We start from the raw sequence: 22,681 nt of genomic DNA on the forward strand, positions 1-22,681 counted from the left end.
CCGGGGGCGGTCCGCGGCGCGGCGGGACGCGGAGCCGCCGGGCGCGGCGGCTGCCCGCGCACCGCGTTGCTGGGCTGCGCGTAGTTCGGCTGCGGGTTCGGACGCGGCGCACCGGCCTGCGGGTACCCGGCCGGGTTGGGCCGGCCCTGGCCTGCCTGCGGGTGCGGCTGCCGGGCGAAGTCGGGCTGCGAGTACCCGGGCTGGCGCCCGCCCGGCGGCGGGCCACTCGGCCGCGGCAATCCGGTGGGTCGACCACCCTGCCCGTTGTCGTAGGGGGAACTCACGTAGGAATCTCCAGTGCTCGCGTTGACACGGCTGTGTCACTCGGTGTCAGCCACATGGCTTTCGGTCAAGGGCTTCGGGCTCACTCGCTCGCGGTCCGCCTGCTCGGGGATCGGGGCGGTCGACTGCGGGTCTGTTTGGGTACCGGGATCGATCCGAGAACGTACGACTGCACCAGGTGGTTCCAACTGCAGGTTCGGCACACCTCGACGACGTGTACCGAGAACTCCTCCTGCGTGGTCGCCAGTCGGACCAGTTCCTCGGACGTGCGGGCCGATCCCGAGATCGCACCCAGCTTGTCCCCGAACACCCACGATACGAGCGTGAGCTGCTCTTTCCGGCAGATCGGGCAGGTGACGTCAGACGGCCGGCCGTGGAATTTCGCGGCGCGCAGCAGGTAGGGATCGGCGTCACACACTTCCTTGACGCCCGTCTGGCCGGAGTACACCTCGGCCAGCAGGGATCGCCGCTGGAGGGCGTAGTCCACCACCTGCCGCTGCAATCGCACGTGACCAGCGTACGTGGGCAAGGCCGCCCGGTCTCGGGTCGGACGGCCATTTCGAGGCGACACGCCGGGCAAATCGCCAAGAAGATCGGGGCATGCGGCGTGACGGTTCCCACAATCTCGATCGACGTCACGCACACCCATGATTCCCGGCCGTCCCAGCAGTCCGATCCGACCCGTGCCCGCGACGTCACCGAATGCCTCGTTCGCTCACACAGACCGAACGGATGTGACATTCGGTCGATCCGGCGACACTGTCCGGGCACGACACGTCACGGACAGCACAACTTGTTCGTGTGTCCGTATATATCGGTGCGATATAGTTTGTAATCGCATCATGCGGTTAGGTTTCGACGACTCAGGAGGTGTGGCGATGCTCGAACTGGCGATTCTCGGGCTGCTCCTCGAGTCGCCGATGCACGGATACGAGCTGCGAAAGCGGCTGACCGGCCTGTTGGGGGCGTTCCGCGCCTTCTCCTACGGCTCCCTCTACCCGACGCTGCGACGCATGCAGGCCGACGGGTCGATCGCCGAGGACACCGGTCCGACGGGCACCGTCATTCGACGCGCCCGGCGTGTGTACGCGCTCACCCCCGAAGGCCGGGAGCGGTTCGCCAAGCTCGTCGCCGACACGGGACCGCAGAACTACACCGATGACGGATTCGGCGTCCACCTCGCCTTCTTCAGTCGCACCCCCGCCGAGGCGCGGATGCGGATCCTCGAGGGCAGGCGGCGCCAGGTCGAGGAGCGCCGGGAATGCCTCCGCGACGCGATCGGGCGGGCCAGCGGCTCACTCGACCGGTACACCCGCCAGCTTCACCAGCTCGGACTCGAGTCGAGTGAACGCGAGGTCCGCTGGCTCAACGAGCTGATCGCGGCCGAGAACACATCAACTGCAGCACTCAAGAAAGAAGGAGAACCCGACCATGGGTGAGAACAGCACCGCGGTGCGCGTAGCCATTGTGGGCGTGGGGAACTGTGCCTCGTCCCTGGTCCAGGGCGTGCAGTACTACAAGGATGCCGACGAGAACGCGACCGTCCCCGGCTTGATGCACGTCAAGTTCGGCCAGTACCACGTTCGCGACGTCGAGTTCGTCGCCGCCTTCGACGTGGACGCGAAGAAGGTCGGGTTCGACCTGTCCGAGGCGATCCTCGCCAGCGAGAACAACACCATCAAGATCGCCGACGTGCCGCCGCTCGACGTCCCCGTCCAGCGCGGCCCGACGCTCGACGGCATCGGCAAGTACTACGCGCAGACCATCGAGGTCTCCGACGCCGAGCCCGTCGACATGGTCGCCGCACTCAAGGCCGCCAAGGTCGACGTCCTCGTCTCCTACCTGCCGGTGGGCTCCGAGCAGGCCGACAAGTTCTACGCGCAGTGCTGCATCGACGCCGGTGTCGCGTTCGTCAACGCCCTGCCCGTGTTCATCGCGTCCGACCCGGAGTGGGCCGCGAAGTTCAAGGACGCCGGCGTCCCGATCGTCGGCGACGACATCAAGAGCCAGGTCGGCGCCACCATCACCCACCGCGTGATGGCGAAGCTGTTCGAGGACCGCGGCGTGGTGCTGGACCGCACGTACCAGCTCAACGTCGGCGGCAACATGGACTTCAAGAACATGCTCGAGCGCGAGCGCCTGGAGTCCAAGAAGGTCTCCAAGACCCAGGCCGTGACGTCGAACCTGACCGGTTCGCTGGCCGGCAAGGTCCACGACCGCAACGTCCACATCGGCCCCTCGGACTACGTCGAGTGGCTCGACGACCGCAAGTGGGCGTACGTCCGCCTCGAGGGCCGCGCCTTCGGTGACGCCCCGCTGAACCTGGAGTACAAGCTCGAGGTCTGGGACTCGCCGAACTCCGCCGGCATCATCATCGACGCCGTCCGCGCCGCGAAGATCGCGCTGGACCGCGGCATCGGCGGACCGGTCTACCCGGCCTCCGCCTACCTGATGAAGTCGCCGCCGATCCAGATGGCCGACGACAAGGCACGTGCCGACCTCGAGGCCTTCATCATCGGCGCCGAGTAAAAGCACTCAGCTGCACACTGTGGCGGTGGGCGGGTCTTCGGACTCACCCACCGCCACAGGTGTTTTCGGGCCAACTTCGACGCAGCCGGAAAATCTGTGGACGACACCGGTCGCCGTTGCTACCGTCGTCGACATGGGCACACTCAATTCCTAGATCGGGACGCCGCGTCGAGCATGCTCCGCGGCGGGTCCTGAGCGCACGCACCCCTCCCGACTCGGCGGGGTCGGTCGTGCGAGGACTCATTCCTCTCGATCACCCGGACAGCTTCCGGGGACAAGGACCGCACCCATGCCCGTCTCTCAGTTCTCCCTCCGTTCCGCGTCCAAGCGCTTCGGCGACCGCGTCGTCCTCGACGGCGTGGATCTGTCGATCTCGCCGGGCGAGAAGGTCGGTGTCGTCGGCGACAACGGTTCCGGCAAGTCGACCCTGCTCGCGCTGCTCGCCGGACGCACCCCTCCCGACAACGGTGAGGTCCGCGTCGTCGCACCGGGTGGCATCGCGCACGCCGCGCAGTCGCTGGACCTGCCCGGCGGCGCGACCGTCCGGGCCGCGATCGACCACATCCTCCGCGACGTGCGCGCGCTCGAGGCACGTATCCGCGACGTAGAACAGCGTCTCTCCATTGCCGCCCCGGACGAACTGGATGCGCTGCTCACCGAATATACTTCGGCCACAGTCCTTTTCGAGAGCATGGACGGATACACCGTCGACGATCGGGTCGACAGCGGCCTGCACGCCCTCGGCCTGCCGGGCCTCGACCGGTCTCGCCGCCTCGGCACGCTCTCGGGCGGGGAACAGGCCCGCCTGGCGCTCGCCACGAGCCTGGCCTCGAACGCCGAACTGCTGCTGCTCGACGAACCCACGAACGACATCGACGACACGGCCGTCGAGTGGCTGGAGGAACGCCTGCTCACCCACCGCGGCACGGTCGTGACGGTGACCCACGACCGCGCGTTTCTGGCGCGCCTGACGGCGGTGATCCTGGAGGTGGCCGAGCGCGGGGTGCGGCGCTACGGCAACGGCTACGACGGATACCTCGCGGCGCAGGCCGACGAGCGGCGGAAGCGGTTGCAGCAGTACGAGGAATGGCGGTCCGAACTCGTGCGCAACGCACGACTCGTCGCGGCGAACGCGTCGCGGCTCGGGGCGATCCCCCGCAGGCAGGAGAAGGCCGGGTTCGGCCACGGGGCGTTCCGGGCCCGGGGCCGCGACCACGGGGCGATGGGACGGATCCGCAACGCCAAGGAGAGGATCGAACGACTCACACGCAATGCCGTGGCGCCACCACCGGATCCGCTGCGGTTCACCCCCTCCCTGTCCGCGCAGGTCCCGCGATCGCCCGACGGCCCRCTGGTGCGACTGCACGACGTGCGCGTCGGATCCCGGCTGGCGGTCCCCGAACTCGAGGTGCCGGCCGGGGGTCGACTACTGGTGACCGGCCCGAACGGCGCCGGCAAGACGACGCTGTTGAGGGTGATCGCGAGCGAGATCGTGCCCGACAGCGGCGAGGTGTGTGCACCGGCCCACGTCGGGTTCCTGCGGCAGTCCGGCGGTACGTGGCCCGCGGCGGCGACGCTCTCGGAGGCCTTCGCCGCGCGGCGGCCCGGCTGCTGCCCGGACGACGCTGCCGCGGAACTGCTCTCGCTCGGCCTGTTCCGGCCCGACGACCTGCATCGGCCGCTCGCGGCACTGTCCTTCGGGCAGCGCCGGCGGCTCGAGGTGGCGCTGCTGGCGACCTCGGACGCCGAACTGCTGCTGCTGGACGAGCCCACCAATCACCTGTCGCCGGCGCTGGTCGAGGAACTCGAAGAGGCCCTCGACTCGTTCGCGGGCACCGTCGTCCTGGTGACCCACGACAGGCGGATGCGCCGACGGTTCCGCGGCGAGATCCTCCCCCTCGGAGGTGCGGCCGGCGGGGGGAGTGGGGGGACCTAGCCCGAGGTTCGGGTTGCGTCGAAGTTGGCCCGAAAACACCTGTGGCGGTGGGCGAGTCCGAAGACCCGCCCACCGCCACGCGGCTGGTCGGCCTCAGCCGGGCAGCGGGATCACCACACCCGGAAGGATCTCCACCGTCCGCGGACCGGCAGGCGGGGGCGGCGGGACGATGACGGGCGGCACCACCGGCGGCGGCACCACCGGCATCTCCAGGACCGGGGCGGGCGCGGGCGCGGGGGGTGGCGCCACCGCGGCCGGGTCGCGGCCGCCGGCGCCTGCGCTCACGCCCGCGTTCGCATTCGCATTCGCGTTCGCATTCGTCGAACCGCCGGACCCGCTGCCCGAATTGGCGGGCACCCCGGCCTGGCCGCCGATCGGCTTCGGCCACGGGAAGGACTCCCAGTCGGTGTCGTCGAGCGCCCCGTCCATCGTCCCCTTCCAGATGTCCGACGGCAGCCCCGACCCGTAGACGGAGCCGCCCCACCTGGTCACGATGGCCTGCGGCTGCGCGCCGCCCACCCACACCGCGGTGGACAGCGACGGCGTGTAGCCGACCATCCAGGCGTCCTTGTTCTGCCCGGTGTCACCGAACTGTGCGGTGCCGGTCTTCGCCGCCGACGGTCGCCCGCCGGCCAACGCGTGCCCGTTGGAGTACGACGCGATCGGCAACATGGCCTGGGTGACGTTGTCCGCGACCGCCGGGTCGATCCGCTGCTCGCCCGGGTCCGGCGCGCGGTCGAGCAGGACCCGGCCGTCGGCGGTGACCACCCGCTGCACGAAGTGCGGTGCCCGGTACACCCCCGACGCGGCGAGGGTGGCGTACGCAGACGCCATGTCGATCGGACGAGTCTGATACTGCCCCAACACGATTCCGTCCTCCGGCGGACCCCCGTCCTGGCTCAGGGTGGGGCCCTCGAGTCCGGGGATCTGCATCGGGATGCCGGCCCGGTGCGCGACGTCGGCGATCCGCTCCGGGCCGTTCTCCAAGGACCGGGTCATCCGGTAGAAGCTGGTGTTGAGCGACTGCTTGAGCGCCTGCGCGATGGTGCAGGTCCCGCAGCTTTCGCCGGCGACGTTGGTGATCTCCACCCGGCCGACGGTGAGCGGGGCGCTGTTGTACATCGTCTGCAGCCCCTGACCGTTCTCGAGCAGCGCGGCGAGGCCGAACACCTTGAACGACGACCCCGTCTGCAGCGGCGCCTGCGCGTAGTCGAAGCCCGCACCGTCCGCGCCGCCGTAGTACGCCCGGACCCCGCCGGTCCGTGGGTCCACCGAGACCACCGCGGCCCGCAGCTCGGGTGGCTCGCCGTCCATCGTGGTCGCCACCGCGTCGAGCGCCGCGGCCTGCGCGGTCGCGTCGATGGTGGTGGTGATCTGCAGACCCTCCGTGTTGAGTTCCTGCTCGCTGATCCCCGCCGCGGCCAGTTCCTCGAGCACCTGGGCGCGGATCAGCCCCTCCGGTCCCCGCGCCGCGTTGGCGTCGACGAGTTGTGCGAGCGGCACCACCACCGGGAACTCGGTCGCCGCCCGGTCCGACGCGCTCAGCGCGCCGAGGCCCACCATCCCGTCGAGCACGTAGTTCCACCGCGACTCCAGCCCGGCCCGATTGGTCTCCGGGTCCAGTCGGGACGGACTCTGGATCACCGACGCCAGTACCGCGCCCTCGGCAACCGTCAGCTCCCCGACGGGTTTGTCGAAGAACGCCTTGGACGCGGCGGCGATGCCGTACGCGCCGCGACCGAAGTAGATGGTGTTGAGATACGCGGCCAGGATGTCGTCCTTGGACCACTGGCGCGCCATCTTCGAGGAGATCACCAGCTCACGCATCTTGCGGACCAGGTTCCGGTCGGCTCCCACCAGGGTGTTCTTCACGTACTGCTGGGTGATGGTGGAGCCGCCGCCCGCACTGGCCTTGCCGAGGACGTTGTCGCGGGCCGCCCGTACGAAGCCGGACACCGAGAAGCCGGGATTGGAGTAGAAGTCGCGGTCCTCCGCGGAGAGCACCGCGGTCCGCACGTGCTCTGGGATGTCGGTCAGCTCGACCTCTGTCCTGTTACCTTCCGGCGGGACGACTTTCGTGATGGTCGAGCCGTCGGTGGCGAGAATGGTCGCCACCTGGTTGGTGCGCATGTCGGCCGGCCGGGGCACCACCGCCAGGCCGTACCCGATGGCGAACGCGGCGGCGGGGAGGACGACCAGCAGCAGCACCGCCGCCACCGCGGACCACATCAGCAGTCTGCGGCGCCTCCCGCCAGGCGGGGGAGTGGGCTCGTCGCCCGACCCGTCCGGGGGTCGACCCGAGCCTCCACCCGGGGAGTCTCCGCCCGGGGGCTGAGCACCCGGCGGCTGAGCGCCGACCGAACGCGCGCCTGGAGGCTGACCGCCCGGAGGCCGAGCACCCGGGGGACCCGGAGGTCGCACACCGGGTGGACGACCACCTGGGAGCTGAGCACCTGGAGGACGACCACCCGGTGCGCCCGGAGGGCGTCCTCCCTGCGGCTGACCGCCCGGGGGACGACCGCTGGGAGGCTGAGCACCCGGGGGATGCCCGCTTTGGGACTGCTCACCCGGAGGACGACCACCCGGGGGCGAATCACGCTGCCCCGATTGGGGCACGACTCGATGCGCACCCGGGGGCGACCCGCGCTGCGCACCCGGGGGCGACCCGCGCTGCGCACCCGGGGGCGACCCGCGCTGCGCACCTGGGGGCGACCCGCCCGACGGACCGTCGCCGCCCGGGGTGTCCGGGGGCGGCTGGTGATGTTCCGAGGTCTCGTCGGGGGGGGAGCTCACATTCAGTCTCCTGGTGTCAGGAAATGATGCTTCGTCTTCGCATCCTCACACCACCAGCCCGGACAATCCACCCAGACACGCGCCCAGACGCGACCGAGTCCGTCAGGTGCGATTCCGTGCGCGCACCGCCAGCGCCAGCGCCACCACCAGACCCAGCAGCACCAGCGACGGCGTCGCCCCCGGCTCCCCGCGCACGATTCCGACCACCACCGCGAGGAACGTCATCACGGTGAAGAAACCGAGCAGCCCGATCAGCATCTCGAGCTGCTGGCGCCGGCGCGCCCGGTTCACGACCCGGCGCCGGTCACGACTTGACGCCGCCCGCGGTCAGGCCCGAGACGATCCGTCGCTGGAACAGCAGCACCATGATCACCAACGGGATCGTCACCAGGGTGCCCGCGGCCATGATCGCCGCGTACGGCTGCTCCCACGAGTTGGCCCCGGCGAAGCGCGCGATCGCGACCGTGACCGGCTCTGTGGCCTCCGTCGACAACAGACTGGCCAGCATGAATTCGTTCCAGGTGGCGATGAACGCGAGGATCGCGGTGGTGAACAGCGCGGGCGCGGCCAGCGGCATGATCACCAGCCGGAAGGCCTGGCCCCGGGACGCGCCGTCGATACGGGCCGCCTCCTCGAGCTCCCACGGCAGGTCCGAGAGGAACGAGGTGAGCGTGTAGATGGTCAGCGGCAGCACGAACGAGATGTTCGGGATGATCAGCGCCTGGTACTGGCCGATCCAGCCGAGGTTGCCGAACAGCTGGAACAGCGGGGTCACCAGCGCGACGGTGGGGAACATCGAGGCGCCGAGGATGATCCCGGTGACCAGGTACTTGCCGCGGAACTCGATGCGCGCCAGCGCGTACGCGGTGAAGACACCGAGCAGCAGGCCGACCGCGGTGGTGGCCGCGCCGATGATCAGGCTGTTGACGATCGCGCCGAGGAAGTCGTTGCCCTTGTCGGTGGCCAGGGCCGCCCGGAAGTTGTCCAGGGTCAGCGTCGTCGGCCACGGCGAGGTGTCGAAGGTGTCGGCGACCGGCCGCAGCGCGGTGACCACCATCCAGTAGAACGGGGCCAGGCCCCACAACAGGATCACGATGACGCCGAGGTAGGTGCGTGCCGCCGGGGCGACCCGGCCCCGCCTACGCACGCGCGCCGGTTCGTCGCTGGGCCTGACGGGCGACTTCGCACGCTCGTCGCCGATATTGACGGGCGACTTCGCACGCTCGTCGCTGCGGTGCCGTCCCGCCATCACGACTTGGCTCCCTTGCGCTGCTCGTCCTGGGTGCGCACCGCGTTGGCACCGAGGAACTTCACCATGATGTAGGCGACCGCGAAGATCGCCAGGAAGATCAGCGTCGACAACGCCGACGCGCTCTGCAGGTTGCCCTGACGGATGTCGGCGATCGCCAGGATCGACCACGTCGTGGTCGGGGTCCCGCCGGAGGTGCCCGCGAGGATCGCCGGCAGGTCGTACATGCGCAGCACGTCGAGGGTGCGGAAGAGCACCGCGACCATCAGCGCCGGCTTGACCAGCGGCAGCGTGATCGACTTGAACCGCTGCCAGGCGGTCGCACCGTCCACCCGGGCGGCCTCGTAGACGTCCTGCGGGATCATCTGCAGGCCCGCGAGGATGAGCAACGCCATGAACGGCGTCGTCTTCCACACGTCCGCGACGATCACCGCGAACCGCGAGGCCCACGGGTCGGTGGTCCAGGCGATGGAGGTGCCGAGCAGGCTGTTCGCCACGCCGTTCTCGGCGAAGATGAAGAACCACAGCTTCGCGGTGACCGCGGTGGGGATCGCCCACGGGATCAGCACGCTGGCACGCAGCAGCGAGCGGCCGAAGAAGTTGCGGCCCATGATCGTCGCCATCCACAGCCCGAGGAGCACCTCGATGGACACGGTGACGACGGCGAAGAAGAAGGTGACCCCGACGGACGGCCAGAAGTCCGCGCCGAGGGTGCCGGGCGGGCACGTGCCCGCACCGGATCCGCAGTTGCCCGTCAACCACATCAGGTAGTGGTCGAACCCGGCGAACCCGCCCTCCACGAAGCGTCCGGTGTCCGGGTCGACGCCCTTGTTCTTCTGGAAGGACAGGTAGATCGCCTGCAGCACCGGGTAGACGATGACGACGGCCAGGATCACCATCGTCGGGGCGATGAGCCACACCGCCCGCAGGTCGCGCTTCCGCTTGGGCGCGGGGGGCACGCCGTCGGGCGTCGGGGGGTCCACGACGGGGACGCCGCGGCCGGAGTCGATCACWCCGGCCGCGACGCGACCCACGTCGGCTGGCCTCGGCTCGGCAGAGTCAGCCATCGTTGATTTACCTGGTCCTCGTCTCGAAAGCGGTCTGCCGAACCGGATGGTGCCGGCCGGGTGTTACTTGGCGGCCTGCACGATGGCGGCGGACATGTTGGCGGTCGCCTCGTCGACGGTCGCCTTGCCGGTGAGCGCGGCGGTCGCGTTGTCCTGGATGGCCTTCGAGATCGCGCTGTAGTACGGGGTGACCGGACGCGGCTTGGCGTTCTCGAGTGCGGACTTGAGCGCGGGCAGGTACGGGTACTTCGCGACCAGCGCCGGGTTGTCGTACACGGACTTCAGCACCGGCGGGAACGAGGCGTCCGCGAAGGACATCTGGTTCTCCTCGTTCTGGATGAAGGCGATGAAGTCACGCGCGGTGGCCTTGTTCTTCGAGTACACGTTGATGCCGTCGTTGTAGCCACCGACGGTGGACGCGCCGGCACCCGCCGGGCCGACGATCGGCGCGACGCCGACCTTGCCCTTCACCGCGGAGCCCTCTTCCTCGGCGTTGGTGTACATGTACGGCCAGTTGTAGGCGTACATCGACTCGCCGCCGACGAAGGCCAGGTTGGTCTCCTCCTCGGTGAAGCTGGTGGAGCGCTTGGCGATCTGACCGCCGGTGTAGGCGTCGACCATCGCCTGCAGGCCGGCCTTGGCCTGCGGGGACTCGACCTCGGGGGTCTTGCCGTCCGCTCCGACGACCGCGCCGCCCCAGGAGTTGATGAACTGGGTGCTGTTGACGGTCAGGCCCTCGTACTGCTTGAGCTGGGTGACCAGGCAGTCCTGGACGCCCTTCTCGGTGGCGACCGCGCAGCTGTCGGTCAGCGCCTTCCAGTCCGCGGGCGCGGCCGGGGCCAGGTCCGTGCGGTAGTAGAGCAGCTGGGCGTTGGTGTTCTGGGGGCCGGCGTAGACCTTGCCGCGGTAGGTGGCGGACTCGACGGTCGCGGGCAGCAGGCCGGAGGTGTCGAGGGCGAGCGAGCCCTCGAGCGGCTGCAGCCAGCCGTTGGCCGCGAACTCCGCGGTCCACACCACGTCCAGGGCCATCACGTCGTAGTCGGCGTTGCCGGCCTCGAGCGACTGGACCAGCTTGTTGCGCTGGTCGTCGGCCTCACCGGGGAGCTCCTTGAGCTCGACCTTCTCGTCCGGGTGGGCGGCGTTCCACTTCTCGATCACCGGCTGCAGCTTGTCGGTGTCGTTCTTGCCCATCGCGAACGAGATCGCGCCGCGACCGTCCAGGTTCTGGCCTGCGGCCTCGTCGACRTTGCCGCCGCCACCGCCGTCGCTGCTCGAACATCCGGTCAGCGCGAGCAGTGCCACGGCCGAAGCCGCCACCGCAATCCGCGAACGCGTCTTGAAAGAACGCATGGTCCACCTTTCGAAAGAGACGATCTACGGCCGTTGCCGGGCGCGAGCTCCACCGGGCCGAGGCATATGTCGTCGCCTACTTTGGCACGGGGCGAGGGTGATTTCCCTCATTACCCCCGCACTGGATCGGTCAGGCTCACCCCAGCCGGCAGCCGTCGGCTGCCGAGAACAGGTGCACCGCCGACGGGTCGACATGCAGCCTGACCAGCGCACCCTTCGCCGGCGGGCGACGCCAGTCGGCCCGGGCGACGATTTCCTGACCCACCCCGGCCAGGCTGGTGCGGCCGTAGATGTAGGCGTCGGAACCGAGCTCCTCGACCACGTCCACCTCCATCGGCAGGCCCCGGTCTGCCAACTCGAGGTGCTCGGGCCGCACACCCAGCACCACCTCGGTGCCGGTGGCGCCGGCCAGGGTGTCGCGGGGCACCGGGATCACGGTGTCACCGAGCAGCACCCCGCCGTCGGTGATCGGCAGCGTGAACAGGTTCATCGACGGCGAACCCATGAAGCCGGCCACGAACACGTTGGCCGGGCGCGAGTACAGCTCCCGCGGGGACGCGCACTGCTGCAGGACGCCGTCCTTGAGCACGGCGACGCGGTCACCCATCGTCATGGCCTCGACCTGGTCGTGGGTGACGTAGACGGTGGTGGTGCCGAGGCGACGCTGCAGCTGCGCGATCTGGGCGCGGGTCTGCACGCGGAGCTTGGCGTCGAGGTTGGACAGCGGCTCGTCCATCAGGAACACCTGAGGCTGCCGGACGATCGCCCGGCCCATCGCGACGCGCTGCCGCTGGCCGCCGGAGAGCGCCTTGGGCTTGCGGTCCAGGTACGGCGAGAGGTCCAGCAGTTTCGCGGTCTCCTCCACCCGCTGCCGGATCTCCTGCTTGGGCATCTTCGCGAGCTTGAGCGCGAAGCCCATGTTCTCGGCGACGGACATGTGCGGGTACAGCGCGTAGTTCTGGAACACCATCGCGATGTCGCGGTCCTTCGGCTCCGACCCGGTGACGTCGCGGTCGCCGATCAGGATGCGCCCGGAGTGCACCTCCTCGAGGCCGGCGAGCATCCGCAGCGAAGTGGACTTGCCGCACCCGGACGGCCCGACCAGCACGAGGAACTCGCCGTCCTCGATGTGCAGTTCCAGCCGGTTCACCGCGGGGGAGTCCGATCCGGGGAACAGGCAGGTGGTGGAGTCGTAGGTGACTGTCGCCATGGGTGTTCGTCGATCCCTTCACCGGCTTCGAACGTGCCGGACGATCCGAGTAGAGGGGTGGTGCGCGGCACAGTATCGCAGAGCCGCCCCTTCACCGGCGGCGCACAGGTTCTGCCGTCGACGCACACCCCTCCGCCTTGCAAGGTGGGTCCGCGGAAAACCGAAGCGGTGCGCGACGAGGAAGGACGCGCCGGTCGGCACCCGAACCCGAGGCGACCGCACATACTTCGGACTACCGTTGACCGTGGCTTCGTCAGTCAGTGCCTTCCTTTCACACGAGGAGTACGCATGACCGTTCCCGTGCGCATCGGCGTCCAGCTCCAGCCGCAGCACGCCCCCGACTACGCACTGATCCGGGACGCGGTGCTGCGGGCCGAGGACATCGGCGTCGACATCGTCTTCAACTGGGACCACTTCTACCCGCTGGTCGGGGACCCCGACGGCGCCCACTTCGAGTGCTGGACGATGCTCGGGGCCTGGGCCGAGCAGACCGAGCGGGTGGAGATCGGCGCTTTGGTCTCCGGCGGCGGCTACCGGAACCCGGACCTGTTGGCGGACATGGCCCGAACCGTCGACCACATCAGCGGCGGCCGGYTGATCCTGGGCATCGGCGGTGGCTGGTTCAAGAAGGACTACGACCAGTACGGCTACGAGTTCGGCACCGCGGGAACACGTTTGCGGCTGCTGGGGGAGAACCTGGCGAGGATCACCACCCGGCTCGGGGAGCTGAACCCCGCGCCCACCCGGCCGATCCCGATCCTGATCGGCGGCGGCGGCGAGCGCAAGACGCTGCGACTGGTGGCCGAGTACGCCGACGTGTGGCACAGCTTCGCGAACCTCGACGCCCTCGTCCACAAGTCGCAGGTGCTGGCCGGGCACTGCGGCGACGTCGGCCGCGACCCCGGCCGGATCGCCCGGTCGGTGCCCTGGCCCGGGACCGAGACCGCGCAGGCCTTCGTCGACGCCGGCGTCACCCTGTTCACGGCGAGCTCCAGCGGACCCGACTTCGATCTGGGCACCCTCGCCGAGGCGGTGCGCTGGCGCGACGAGCGGATGCCCGAGCCGCTCGCGGGACTGGCCTGAACTCCGGTCCCGTGAGGCTCACCTCCGTGTCCGGGTCTCGTGCGGTGAGGGCGTGGGTCCTCGCGCTGCTGGCGACGCTGTTGGCGGTCGTCGCGGTCGGCTGCGGCCGGACCAGTACGCCGACGGACCTCTGCTCGCCGCCCGGCGTCGGTGCCGCCGCCGCGGCACCGACCAACCTCGACACCGCCGCCGCGTCGGCCGCCGAGGACCGCTACACCACGCCGACCACGAAGCCCCTGGACCAGATCGACGTGAACGCGCTCGGCCTGATCACCCCCGGCAAGATCAGCGTCGGCACCCTCTCCGACGCGCCGCCGAGCATCTGCGTCGACTCGTCGGGCACCTTCACCGGCTTCGACAACGAACTGCTGCGCGCCATCGCCGACAAGCTGGGCCTGCAGGTCGAGTTCTCCGGCACCGAGTTCGCCGGGCTGCTCTCCCAGGTGGCGAACAACCGCTTCGACGTCGGCTCGTCCTCGATCACCACCACCGACGACCGACGCCACACCGTCGGGTTCACCAACGGCTACGACTTCGGCTACTTCTCGCTGGTGACGCGCAACGACAGCCCGGTGAAGGGCTTCGCCGACCTCGACGCCGGCACCAGGATCGGCGTCGTGCAGGGCACCGTGCAGGACGACTACGTCGTCAACACCCTGGGGCTCGACCCGGTGAAGTTCCCGGACTACAACACCGCGTACGCGAACCTGAAGTCCGGGCAGATCGACGCCTGGGTGGCGCCGTCGCAGCAGGCCGAGGGCGCCATCAAGCCCGGCGACCCGACGTCGATCGTGCAGAACACCTTCAGCCTCAACAACTACGTGGGCTGGGCGGTGAACAAGAACAACCAGGCGCTGGTCGACGCCCTCAACTCCGGCCTGGACGCCGTCATCGCCGACGGCACCTGGTCGCGGCTCTACTCCGAGTGGGTGCCGCGCCAACTGCCCGAGGGCTGGAAGCCGGGCAGCAAGGCCGCGCCCGAGCCGCAGCTGCCCGACTTCGCGGCACTGGCGGCGGAGAAGGCGCCGGAGGGCAGCGCCGAGCAGGCCCAGCAGAAGTCGACGCTGGCCCAGCTGGGCGAGACCTTCTTCGACTGGGAGCTGTACCGGCGGGCGATCCCCGACCTGCTGACCACGGGACTGCCCAACACGGTGATCCTCGCGCTGACCTCCGGCGTGGTCGGCACCGTGCTCGGCATGCTGCTCGCCATCGCCGGCATCTCCCGGACCCGGTGGCTGCGCTGGCCGGCCCGCGTCTACACCGACGTCTTCCGCGGCCTGCCCGCGGTGGTCATCATCCTGATCGTCGGGCTCGGGGTGGGGCCGGTGGTCAAGGGGCTGACCGGGAACAACCCGTACTGGCTCGGCGCCGCGGCGCTGTCCCTGCTCGCGGCCGCGTACATCGGCGAGATCTTCCGCTCCGGCATCCAGAGCGTGGAGCCGGGCCAGCTGGAGGCCGCCCGGGCCATCGGCTTCAGCCACCGGCGGGCGATGAACCTGGTGGTGATCCCGCAGGGCGTCCGCCGCGTCCTGCCGGCGCTGATGAACCAGTTCATCTCGCTGATCAAGGACTCCTCCCTCATCTACTTCCTCGGCCTGCTGGCCACCCAGCGCGAACTGTTCGCGGTGGGACGAGATCTCAACGCGCAGACCGGAAACCTGTCGCCGCTGGTGGCGGCCGGCCTGTTCTACCTGGCCCTGACGATTCCGCTGACGCACCTGGTGAACTACATCGACAAGCGCCTGCGGACCGGCAAGGCCGACACCTCGGGCACGCTCGACCCGCTCGAGCAGGCCATCGTCGTGGAGAGGGGGTAGGCGATGACCGCACCCGCGGCCTCCGGATCGCTCACCGGCACCGGGCTGCACCTGTCGTTCGGCAAGAACAAGGTGCTGCGCGGGGTGGACGTCCACGTCGACGCCGGCGGCACCACCTCGGTGATCGGGCCGTCCGGCTCCGGAAAGTCGACGCTGCTGCGGGTGCTCAACCGCCTGCACGAGCCCGACCAGGGCGACATCCTGCTCGACGGACGGTCGGTGCTCGGCGACAACCCGGACGCGCTGCGACAGCGAATCGGCATGGTGTTCCAGCACTTCAACCTCTTCCCGCACCGGACCGTGCTCGACAACGTCGCGCTCGGTCCGCGCAAACTCCGCGGGCTGTCCAAGGAGGAGGCCCGTGCGGCCGCGGTCGAGCAGCTCGAACTGGTCGGGCTGGCGCACAAGGCGCAGTCCCGGCCGGCCAACCTGTCCGGCGGGCAGCAGCAGCGGGTCGCGATCGCCCGGGCGCTGGCGATGAAGCCCGAGATCATGTTCTTCGACGAGGCCACCTCCGCGCTGGACCCGGAACTGGTCAAGGGGGTCCTGGCGCTGATGGCCGACCTGGCCTCCAGCGGCATGTCGATGATCGTGGTCACCCACGAGATGGGTTTCGCCCGTTCGGTTTCCGACACCGTGACGTTCATGGACCAGGGCGTGGTGGTGGAGACCGGCGAACCGGACGCACTGTTCGACGACCCGCAGACCGACCGCCTGCAGGCGTTCCTGTCGCAGGTGCTCTGAGGGCTGCGTGCGACGCCCCGGGGTTAGGGTGGCCTCGTTGTCCCGCTGTTTACTTTGCCTTCTCTTTGCCCTCGCTTGCGGCTTCTACGGTCACCGGAGTTGACCCTCCGACCGGGAAGTTCCACGTGAAACTCAAGCCCCTCGCCCTGTTCGTCAGCCACGACGGAAAGTCGTCCCGGGCGTCGATCACCTGCCGGTACAAGTGCGGCGACGCGTGCTCGCACGCCGTGCCCAACACCTCGGGCGGCGAGTACTTCGGCGACATCGTGCGCACCGCGATGTCGCGGCGCGGCATGCTCAAGTCGGGTGCGGTCGCGGTGCTCGCGGTCGGTGCCGGCGGCGCGCTGACGGCCTGCGCCGACGACTCGGGCAGCGGCGTCGCCGACGCGGYCACGACGACGGCGGGCAGCGGCGGCGCCCCGACCGGCACCGCCTTCGCCCCTGTCGCCCCGAACACCCAGGACGCCGTCGTGGTCCCGGCCGGCTACGAGCAGGCCGTCGTGATCCGCTGGGGCGACGCGGTACTGCCCGGCGCCCCGGCGTTCGACTTCGACCGGCAGGGCCCGCAGGCCCAGGAGATGCAGTTCGGCTTCAACAACGACTTCGCCGGGCTGCTGCCGGTCGACGGCCAACCCCACACCTACCTGCTGGTGGTCAACCACGAGTACACGACCGAGCCGTTCATGTTCAAGGCCTACGACCCGGAGAACCCCACCGTCGAGCAGTTCCAGACCGCCCTCGCCGCGCACGGCATGTCCGTCGTCCAGGTCAAGGGTGCACCCGGAACCGGTTCGCTGACACCGGAGTTCGGACCGAGCAACCGACGGATCACCGCGAACTCCGAGTTCCTGGTGACCGGGCCGGCCGCCGGCAGCGAGTTCCTGATGACCTCGGCCGACCCCACCGGCACCCGGGTCCTCGGCACCCTCAACAACTGTTCCGGCGGGATCACCCCCTGGGGGACAGTGCTTTCCGGCGAGGAGAACTTCAACCAGTACTTCGCGAACGCCGAACTGGTCACCGACCCCACGGTCGCGGCCAGGCTGAAGCGGTACGGCGTCGAGGGCGGCGCCAGCGAGCGCAAGTGGGAGCGTTTCGATCGCCGCTTCGACCTCGCGCAGGAACCGAACGAGGTGAACCGCTTCGGCTACGTCGTCGAGGTCGACCCGTGGGACCCGAAGTCCACCCCGATCAAGCACACCGCGATGGGCCGGTTCAAGCACGAGGCCGCGACCATCCACGTCACCGGCGACGGGACCGTGGTGGCCTACAGCGGCGACGACGAGCGCTTCGACTACATGTACAAGTTCGTCTCCGCGCGAAAGATGATGCAGGGCAACGGCCAGGCCAGCATGCGCCACAACCTGACCCTGCTCGACGCCGGCACCCTGTACGTCGCGCAGCTCAGCGGCGACGAGCCCGCGAAGGTGGACGGCTCCGGGACGCTGCCCGCGGGTGGCCGGTTCGCGGGCACCGGTAAGTGGATCCCGTTGCTGCGCACCAACGTCGACGGTCGCGCCGAGTCACTGGTGCCGGGCATGTCCACCGCCGAGGTGGCGGTGTTCACCCGGCAGGCCGGGGACAAGGTCGGCGCCACCAAGATGGACCGACCCGAGGACTTCGAGCCCAACCCGAAGACCGGCAAGGTGTACGTGGCGCTGACCAACAACAGCAAGCGCGGCACCGAGGGCAAGGCCCCCGCCGACGCCCCGAACCCGCGCAACAACAACAAGAACGGTCAGGTCCTCGAGCTCGAGGACGACCACGCCGGCACCTCGTTCACCTGGAACCTGCTGTTGGTGTGCGGCGACCCGGCCGCCGCGGACACCTACTTCGGCGGCTTCGACAAGTCCCAGGTCAGCCCGATCTCGTGCCCGGACAACCTGGCCTTCGACCCCTACGGCAACCTGTGGATCTCCACCGACGGCAACGCCCTGAAGTCCAACGACGGCCTGTTCAGCGTCGTCCTCGACGGCGATCGCCGCGGCGAGACCAAGCAGTTCCTCACCGTGCCCAAGGGCGGCGAGACGTGCGGGCCGATCGTCGACGAGTCGCGCGTCGTGGTGTGTGTGCAGCACCCGGGCGAGCTGGACGGCGCGAGCGCCGACGCCCCGGCCTCGCACTGGCCGGACGGCGGCGACAGCCAGCCGCGGCCCTCGGTGGTGGCGGTGTGGAAGTCCGGCGGCGGACGGATCGGCACGTAGCGCCGCCCACCTAGAATCGCCGGGATGAGCACCCTCAGCGCCACCCCGTCCCTGCGGCCGCGGCGGCTACTGGTCGCCGCGGCCGTCGCGGTGCTGGTCGCCCTCGGCCTGCGCCGGGCCRTGACCCGGTTCCGGACCGACGAGGCGCTCAGCCGCGCCGAGTGGGTCGCCGACGGCGTCGGGCCGGACGACCTGGCCGGCTGACCGGTCAGCTGCTCCCGAACAGGCTGTTCGAGTACAACCCGATGGGGCCCATCGAGCCGCTGTAGAAGTTGAGGTCGACGTTCCCGTTGACCCCGGCGATCCGGCCGGTGCTGGTGTACTGCCAGAACGCCCAGTTGCGCCAGCCGCCGGGCAGCGGGCCGGGCGCGTTCTGGCCGTTGTAGTCGGCGATCCACAGCGGGTAGTTGGAGAACTCGGCGGTGTTCGCCATCGCCGTGCGCCAGAAGTGGGGGTACGTGTAGATGATCGGCTGGCGCCCGGTGATCGCCTGGACCGTGTTCAGGTAGCGGTGCGTCCAGTCGATGACCGCGGCGGGCGGCAGGCCCTTGGCGTCCTCGAGGTCCAGCACCGGCGGCAGCCCGCCCGGGCCGTTGACGGCGACCGCCGTCGTCGCGAAGTAGGACGCCTGCGCCTCGGGGGAGAGCCGCACGTCGGCGTAGTGGTAGGCGCCCCGGGCGATGCCGGCCGCCCGCATGCCCAGGGCGTCCTGCACGAAGTACGGGTTGATGTAGCCGAGGCCCTCGGTGGCCTTCACCATCGCGAACTCGTGGCCCGCCCCGCGGACCGCGAACCAGTCGATCCCGGACCCGCCCGGGTGCTGCCACGACGCCACGTCGGGGCCGTTCACCGGGTTCGCGTTGACCACACCGGGCGCCGCGAACGCCATCACACCGGCGAGCAGCACCGGCGCCAGACGGGCCACGGTTCGGACACGAGCTCGGCTCTTCGGTGTCATCATCCGAGACTAAACCGTGACGTGACGTTCGGCACGGTATCGGGCGGACCCGTTCCGGGTCCCGACACGAACCCGGTCAGCCCAGCCAGTCCAGGACCGCCGCGGCCGTCCACGACTGCTGCATGCTGCCGAGCGGTTCGCCGGTGAAGGGTTCGTAGTACTCGGCGAAGCTGCCGTCGCTGGCCTGCCGCAGCCCCTCCGCGCGCAGGTGCCGGGACCGCTCGGCCCAGCCCCGACGGGCGAAGGCCCAGGAGAACAGCCACGTCATCACCGGCCACACCGGGCCGCGCCAGTACTCCCGGGACCGGAAGTCGCCGGAGACCGGCGACGTCGACGGCGGCACCGCGAACCGCAGGTCCGGGTGTCCCGAGAACCGCGGGCCCTCGAACGTCCGCAGCAGCGCACGCTCCGCGTCGCGGCCGAGCCCACCGCAGAGCAGCGGCGCGAACATCGCCAGGGTCTCGGTGCCGATCCACCGCCCGGTCCGGAGGTCGTGGTCGCGTGCGGCGCCGGTGCGCGGGTCCGTGGTCGCCAGCACGCCGTTACGAAACCGTGCCGACCACTCGTGCAGGTCTCGGACGTCGGACTTCGGCGCCGCGTGCTCCTCGCCGATGGTGGCCAGGACGTCGCAGGCCAGGGAGAACACGGCGCTGACGAACACGTCCTCGACGGCGAAGCTCATTGCCGACACCAGCCCGGCGTCGTCGTAGCGGGCCCGCTTCATCTCCTCGAGCAGCCACAGGTAGCGGTCGTACTCGGCGTTGCTGGGCCGCTGCGACGGGTCCGCGACCACGTCGGTGTCCGCCCGGCGGTAGGGCGGGACGGGTCCGGGCACCACGTTCGCGTAGGCGGCGTCCCACCGCGGCGAGTTGTCCATTCCGGACTCCCACCCGTGGTAGAGCGTGATCCGGCCGACGCCCGCCGGGTCACGGGACTCGGCCAGCCAACGGTGCCAGCGCACCAGGTCGGTCCAGCGACGGTCCAGGAACTCCTCGGCCACCGCCCGGGTGCTGCGGCCGTGCCGGCGCGAGTGGTCGAGGATCCGCTGCACCGCGATCGCGTGCACGGGCGGCTGGGTGATCCCCGAGGTCCGCACGCCCGGCGGCGCCGCGGAGGCGAGGTCGGTGCAGGCCCAACGGTCGGGGCCGGGGAAGTAGCCGTCGACGCCCTCGGCGAAGACGATGTGCGGGATCATCCCGTTGCGCCACTGCGCCGAGAGCAGCGTGTCGAGTTCGACGACGGCGCGTTCCACACTGAGCGGGGCCAGCCCGACCGCGACGAAGGCGGCGTCCCAGCTCCACATGTGCGGGTACAGCCGCGGCGCGGCGCTGGTCATCGTCCCGAGGTCGTTGCCGCGCAGCAGGTAGGCGGCCCGGGCCGAGAGTTGGGTCGGGGTGAATCCGGGGTCGGCCATCCACCCAGTCTGCGACCACACACGAAAGTTCGCCCGCCGGACGCGCTGCCGGGCGGGTTTGTCGGGGTCCGGCTCCTGTCACCCGCCGGACGTAGCCGGGGTCAGCCGGCGCGACGCAGCTCGTCGGTGCTGCGGAACACCAGCCGGCCGTTGTCGAGTTGGATGGCCCACCGACGGGCCAGCGCCCAGTCCCGCCCGTAGTCGGCTCCCTCGACCAGAGTGGCCGCGAAGTCGTCGACGATGACGCCGGGCTCGTCCTTGGACGCTTTCCCGCTCGGACCGGGATCCGCGCTGGTCAGCACCTTGTCTCCGACCGCGAGGGCCGGCTCCGCCTTACCTGCGGCAGTCTTCGGGACGCCGCCCTTGCCGGTGTCCGTCGTGCCCTCTGATTTGGCCCTCGAGGCCTTGCTTCCGTTGTCGGTCTTCATGCTCGCGACACTTCCTTCCTTCATAGGCCGTTCCGGGCGGAAGGTTGGTCGCCGGCCGCTCGGAACGTCGAGATGGCACGAGATGCGTAACTAGAATGTAGCCGACGATGCTGGAGTCGGCCGATCTCGGCGGTCGCCCCCTCTCCGGTCCGCCCCGCACTCGTGCGGGCCCCAGATGTCGGTCAATGCCGCTCCCGGCGCTGGCCACGGCCACGCGCAGGCGCGTCGGAGAATGCAGACATTTGTGATGCACATCTCACCGCACTGTCCAGTGTATGGACATCCCGCGCCCGCACGCAGTCGATCGACCGGTCGACTCGCCGAGACGTCGCCGCGCTCGCGGACACCCTGCGGATGTCGGTGGGTCTGCTTATCGTCAGGAGAATGAGCCCACCCACCACCACGACCGCGATGATCAGTGTCAGGGGACTCGCGCGCACCTTCCAGACCAAGACCGGCCCCGTGCAGGCGGTCAAGGGCATCGACTTCGAGGTGCGTCCGGGCGAGATCCTGGGCCTGCTCGGCCCCAACGGGGCCGGCAAGACCACCACACTGCGGATGATCAGCACGCTCATCGAGCCGACCGCCGGGGATGCGGTCGTGTCGGGGGCCGACCTGCGCCGAGACCCACGCCTGGTCCGGTCGCGGATCGGGTACGTCGCGCAGGGCGGCTCCACGAACGACGAGGAACTCGTCATCGAGGAACTGGTGCTGCAGGCTCGGCTGTTCGGGCTGAGCAAACGTGAGGCGATCGCGAACGCGGAGTCGCTGCTGACCACGCTGGACCTCGACGGGCTCGGCGGGCGCAAGTGCAAGCAACTCTCCGGCGGCCAACGCCGGCGGGTGGACATCGCGCTGGGCCTGGTGCACCAGCCCAACCTCATCTACCTCGACGAGCCGACCACCGGTCTGGACCCGCAGAGCCGGGCCAACCTGTGGGACCACATCCGGTCGCTGCAGGCCGCCGGCACCACCATCGTGCTGACCACCCACTACCTCGACGAGGCCGACGCCCTGTGCGACCGGATCCTGGTGATGGACCACGGCGAGATCGTCGCCGAGGGCACCCCCGACGAGCTCAAGCGCCGCATCTCCGGCGATGTGATCAGCCTCGAGATCGGGGCCGAGGACGCCGCCCGCGCGGTGCAGGTGGCGGCCGACACCCTCGAGCTGCGCTCCCAGTTCACCGAGGGGCACCTGGTGCACCTCACGGTGGAGAAGGGAGACGCCGCCGTGGTGCCGCTGCTGCACGCGCTGCAGGCCGCCGGGATCGTGCCCGGCTCGCTCACCGTCAAACGCCCCAGCCTCGACGACGTGTTCCTCACCGTCACGGGCCGCTCGCTCCGGGATGGAGACCAGCCATGAGATTTCTCGACGAGACCGGCCTGATCTTCTGGGCCCACCTGCGCTCGAACCTGCGCAACCCGCTGTGGGTGCTGATCGGGCTGAGTCAGCCGGTGCTGTACCTGGTGCTGTTCGGCCCGCTGCTCGAGGGCGTCGGCGCCGGCCTCGGCGCGGGCACCGACCCGTGGCTGGTGTTCACTCCCGGCCTGATCATGCAGATCGGCCTGTTCGGCTCGATGTTCGTCGGCTTCGCCATGGTCTACGAACTGCGGG

General features: G+C 69.9%; 20 protein-coding genes and 2 pseudogenes. 10 read left to right on the forward strand and 12 right to left on the reverse strand.

Annotated features, from left to right (window positions below; all coding sequences use genetic code 11):
* Window positions 1-284 (reverse strand): annotated as a pseudogene (locus tag AC1DU4_RS22390) (hypothetical protein); the annotation flags it as partial.
* An 80-nt stretch (window positions 285-364) separates the two neighbouring features.
* Complete coding sequence (locus AC1DU4_RS22395; protein ID WP_477843589.1) at window positions 365-790, reverse strand: DUF5318 domain-containing protein; 426 nt, start codon at window positions 788-790, stop codon at window positions 365-367.
* A gap of 370 nt (window positions 791-1,160) precedes the next feature.
* Here AC1DU4_RS22395 and AC1DU4_RS22400 point away from each other — a divergent pair, with 370 nt between their 5' ends.
* From AC1DU4_RS22400 to abc-f, 3 genes are all read left to right on the forward strand, one after another.
* A complete protein-coding gene (locus tag AC1DU4_RS22400) occupies window positions 1,161-1,721 on the forward strand; it encodes a PadR family transcriptional regulator (RefSeq protein ID WP_072846135.1) in 561 nt (186 codons plus the stop codon).
* Window positions 1,714-2,811, forward strand: coding sequence for an inositol-3-phosphate synthase (locus AC1DU4_RS22405; RefSeq protein ID WP_477843592.1), 1,098 nt, complete (start codon window positions 1,714-1,716; stop codon window positions 2,809-2,811). Before AC1DU4_RS22400 ends, AC1DU4_RS22405 begins: the two co-directional genes overlap by 8 nt.
* 289 nt (window positions 2,812-3,100) lie before the next feature.
* On the forward strand, window positions 3,101-4,747 hold the full coding sequence (gene abc-f, locus AC1DU4_RS22410) for a ribosomal protection-like ABC-F family protein (RefSeq protein WP_477843594.1): 1,647 nt from the start codon (window positions 3,101-3,103) through the stop codon (window positions 4,745-4,747).
* Between the two features lie 93 nt (window positions 4,748-4,840).
* On the opposite strand, the gene AC1DU4_RS22415 is transcribed toward abc-f, so the two are convergent.
* The 7 genes from AC1DU4_RS22415 to AC1DU4_RS22445 all read right to left on the reverse strand — a co-directional run bounded on the left by AC1DU4_RS22415 (window position 4,841) and on the right by AC1DU4_RS22445 (window position 12,416).
* Window positions 4,841-6,976: a transglycosylase domain-containing protein gene (locus tag AC1DU4_RS22415; protein ID WP_477843596.1), complete on the reverse strand. Its 2,136-nt coding sequence runs from the start codon at window positions 6,974-6,976 to the stop codon at window positions 4,841-4,843.
* Window positions 6,976-7,314: a hypothetical protein gene (locus tag AC1DU4_RS22420; protein WP_477843598.1), complete on the reverse strand. Its 339-nt coding sequence runs from the start codon at window positions 7,312-7,314 to the stop codon at window positions 6,976-6,978. Before AC1DU4_RS22420 ends, AC1DU4_RS22415 begins: the two co-directional genes overlap by 1 nt.
* 328 nt (window positions 7,315-7,642) lie before the next feature.
* Window positions 7,643-7,831 (reverse strand): hypothetical protein, encoded by a 189-nt coding sequence (locus tag AC1DU4_RS22425; RefSeq protein WP_477843600.1) that lies wholly within the window; start codon window positions 7,829-7,831, stop codon window positions 7,643-7,645.
* Between the two features lie 13 nt (window positions 7,832-7,844).
* Window positions 7,845-8,789 (reverse strand): carbohydrate ABC transporter permease, encoded by a 945-nt coding sequence (locus AC1DU4_RS22430; RefSeq protein ID WP_477843601.1) that lies wholly within the window; start codon window positions 8,787-8,789, stop codon window positions 7,845-7,847.
* Window positions 8,789-9,856, reverse strand: coding sequence for a carbohydrate ABC transporter permease (locus AC1DU4_RS22435; RefSeq protein ID WP_477843603.1), 1,068 nt, complete (start codon window positions 9,854-9,856; stop codon window positions 8,789-8,791). The genes AC1DU4_RS22430 and AC1DU4_RS22435 overlap by 1 nt, the downstream gene beginning before the upstream one ends.
* Window positions 9,857-9,919: 63 nt before the next feature.
* Window positions 9,920-11,206 carry an ABC transporter substrate-binding protein gene (locus tag AC1DU4_RS22440; protein ID WP_072846115.1) on the reverse strand — a complete coding sequence of 429 codons (1,287 nt, stop codon included), beginning with the start codon at window positions 11,204-11,206 and terminating at the stop codon, window positions 9,920-9,922.
* A gap of 136 nt (window positions 11,207-11,342) precedes the next feature.
* Window positions 11,343-12,416, reverse strand: a complete 1,074-nt coding sequence (locus AC1DU4_RS22445) for an ABC transporter ATP-binding protein (RefSeq protein WP_477843606.1) — start codon at window positions 12,414-12,416, stop codon at window positions 11,343-11,345.
* Between the two features lie 288 nt (window positions 12,417-12,704).
* On the opposite strand from AC1DU4_RS22445, the gene AC1DU4_RS22450 reads away from it, so the two are divergent.
* The 5 genes from AC1DU4_RS22450 (at window position 12,705) to AC1DU4_RS22470 (ending at window position 18,468) form a co-directional block, all read left to right on the forward strand.
* Window positions 12,705-13,499, forward strand: coding sequence for an LLM class F420-dependent oxidoreductase (locus tag AC1DU4_RS22450; protein ID WP_477843607.1), 795 nt, complete (start codon window positions 12,705-12,707; stop codon window positions 13,497-13,499).
* A gap of 26 nt (window positions 13,500-13,525) precedes the next feature.
* Window positions 13,526-15,316 (forward strand): ABC transporter substrate-binding protein/permease, encoded by a 1,791-nt coding sequence (locus tag AC1DU4_RS22455; RefSeq protein ID WP_477843609.1) that lies wholly within the window; start codon window positions 13,526-13,528, stop codon window positions 15,314-15,316.
* 3 nt (window positions 15,317-15,319) lie between these two features.
* Window positions 15,320-16,060 carry an amino acid ABC transporter ATP-binding protein gene (locus tag AC1DU4_RS22460; RefSeq protein ID WP_477843611.1) on the forward strand — a complete coding sequence of 247 codons (741 nt, stop codon included), beginning with the start codon at window positions 15,320-15,322 and terminating at the stop codon, window positions 16,058-16,060.
* 125 nt (window positions 16,061-16,185) lie between these two features.
* Complete coding sequence (locus AC1DU4_RS22465) at window positions 16,186-18,264, forward strand: PhoX family protein (RefSeq protein WP_477843613.1); 2,079 nt, start codon at window positions 16,186-16,188, stop codon at window positions 18,262-18,264.
* A 24-nt stretch (window positions 18,265-18,288) separates the two neighbouring features.
* A complete protein-coding gene (locus AC1DU4_RS22470; protein ID WP_477843615.1) occupies window positions 18,289-18,468 on the forward strand; it encodes a hypothetical protein in 180 nt (59 codons plus the stop codon).
* 4 nt (window positions 18,469-18,472) lie between these two features.
* Here the strand turns inward: AC1DU4_RS22470 and AC1DU4_RS22475 are convergent, their stop codons facing one another.
* The 3 genes from AC1DU4_RS22475 to AC1DU4_RS22485 all read right to left on the reverse strand — a co-directional run bounded on the left by AC1DU4_RS22475 (window position 18,473) and on the right by AC1DU4_RS22485 (window position 21,064).
* Window positions 18,473-19,222 (reverse strand): glycoside hydrolase family 25 protein, encoded by a 750-nt coding sequence (locus tag AC1DU4_RS22475; RefSeq protein WP_477843617.1) that lies wholly within the window; start codon window positions 19,220-19,222, stop codon window positions 18,473-18,475.
* 76 nt (window positions 19,223-19,298) lie between these two features.
* Window positions 19,299-20,636, reverse strand: a complete 1,338-nt coding sequence (ggh, locus tag AC1DU4_RS22480) for a glucosylglycerate hydrolase (RefSeq protein ID WP_477843619.1) — start codon at window positions 20,634-20,636, stop codon at window positions 19,299-19,301.
* A 101-nt stretch (window positions 20,637-20,737) separates the two neighbouring features.
* Window positions 20,738-21,064, reverse strand: coding sequence for a hypothetical protein (locus AC1DU4_RS22485; RefSeq protein WP_477843621.1), 327 nt, complete (start codon window positions 21,062-21,064; stop codon window positions 20,738-20,740).
* Between the two features lie 384 nt (window positions 21,065-21,448).
* On the opposite strand from AC1DU4_RS22485, the gene AC1DU4_RS22490 reads away from it, so the two are divergent.
* Both AC1DU4_RS22490 and AC1DU4_RS22495 read left to right on the forward strand, forming a co-directional pair.
* Window positions 21,449-22,429, forward strand: coding sequence for an ATP-binding cassette domain-containing protein (locus AC1DU4_RS22490; protein ID WP_245709537.1), 981 nt, complete (start codon window positions 21,449-21,451; stop codon window positions 22,427-22,429).
* Window positions 22,426-22,681 (forward strand): annotated as a pseudogene (locus AC1DU4_RS22495) (ABC transporter permease); the annotation flags it as partial. The gene AC1DU4_RS22490 and the pseudogene AC1DU4_RS22495, both read left to right, overlap by 4 nt.

It is taken from the genome of Rhodococcus sp. P4_F5, assembly GCF_056401315.1.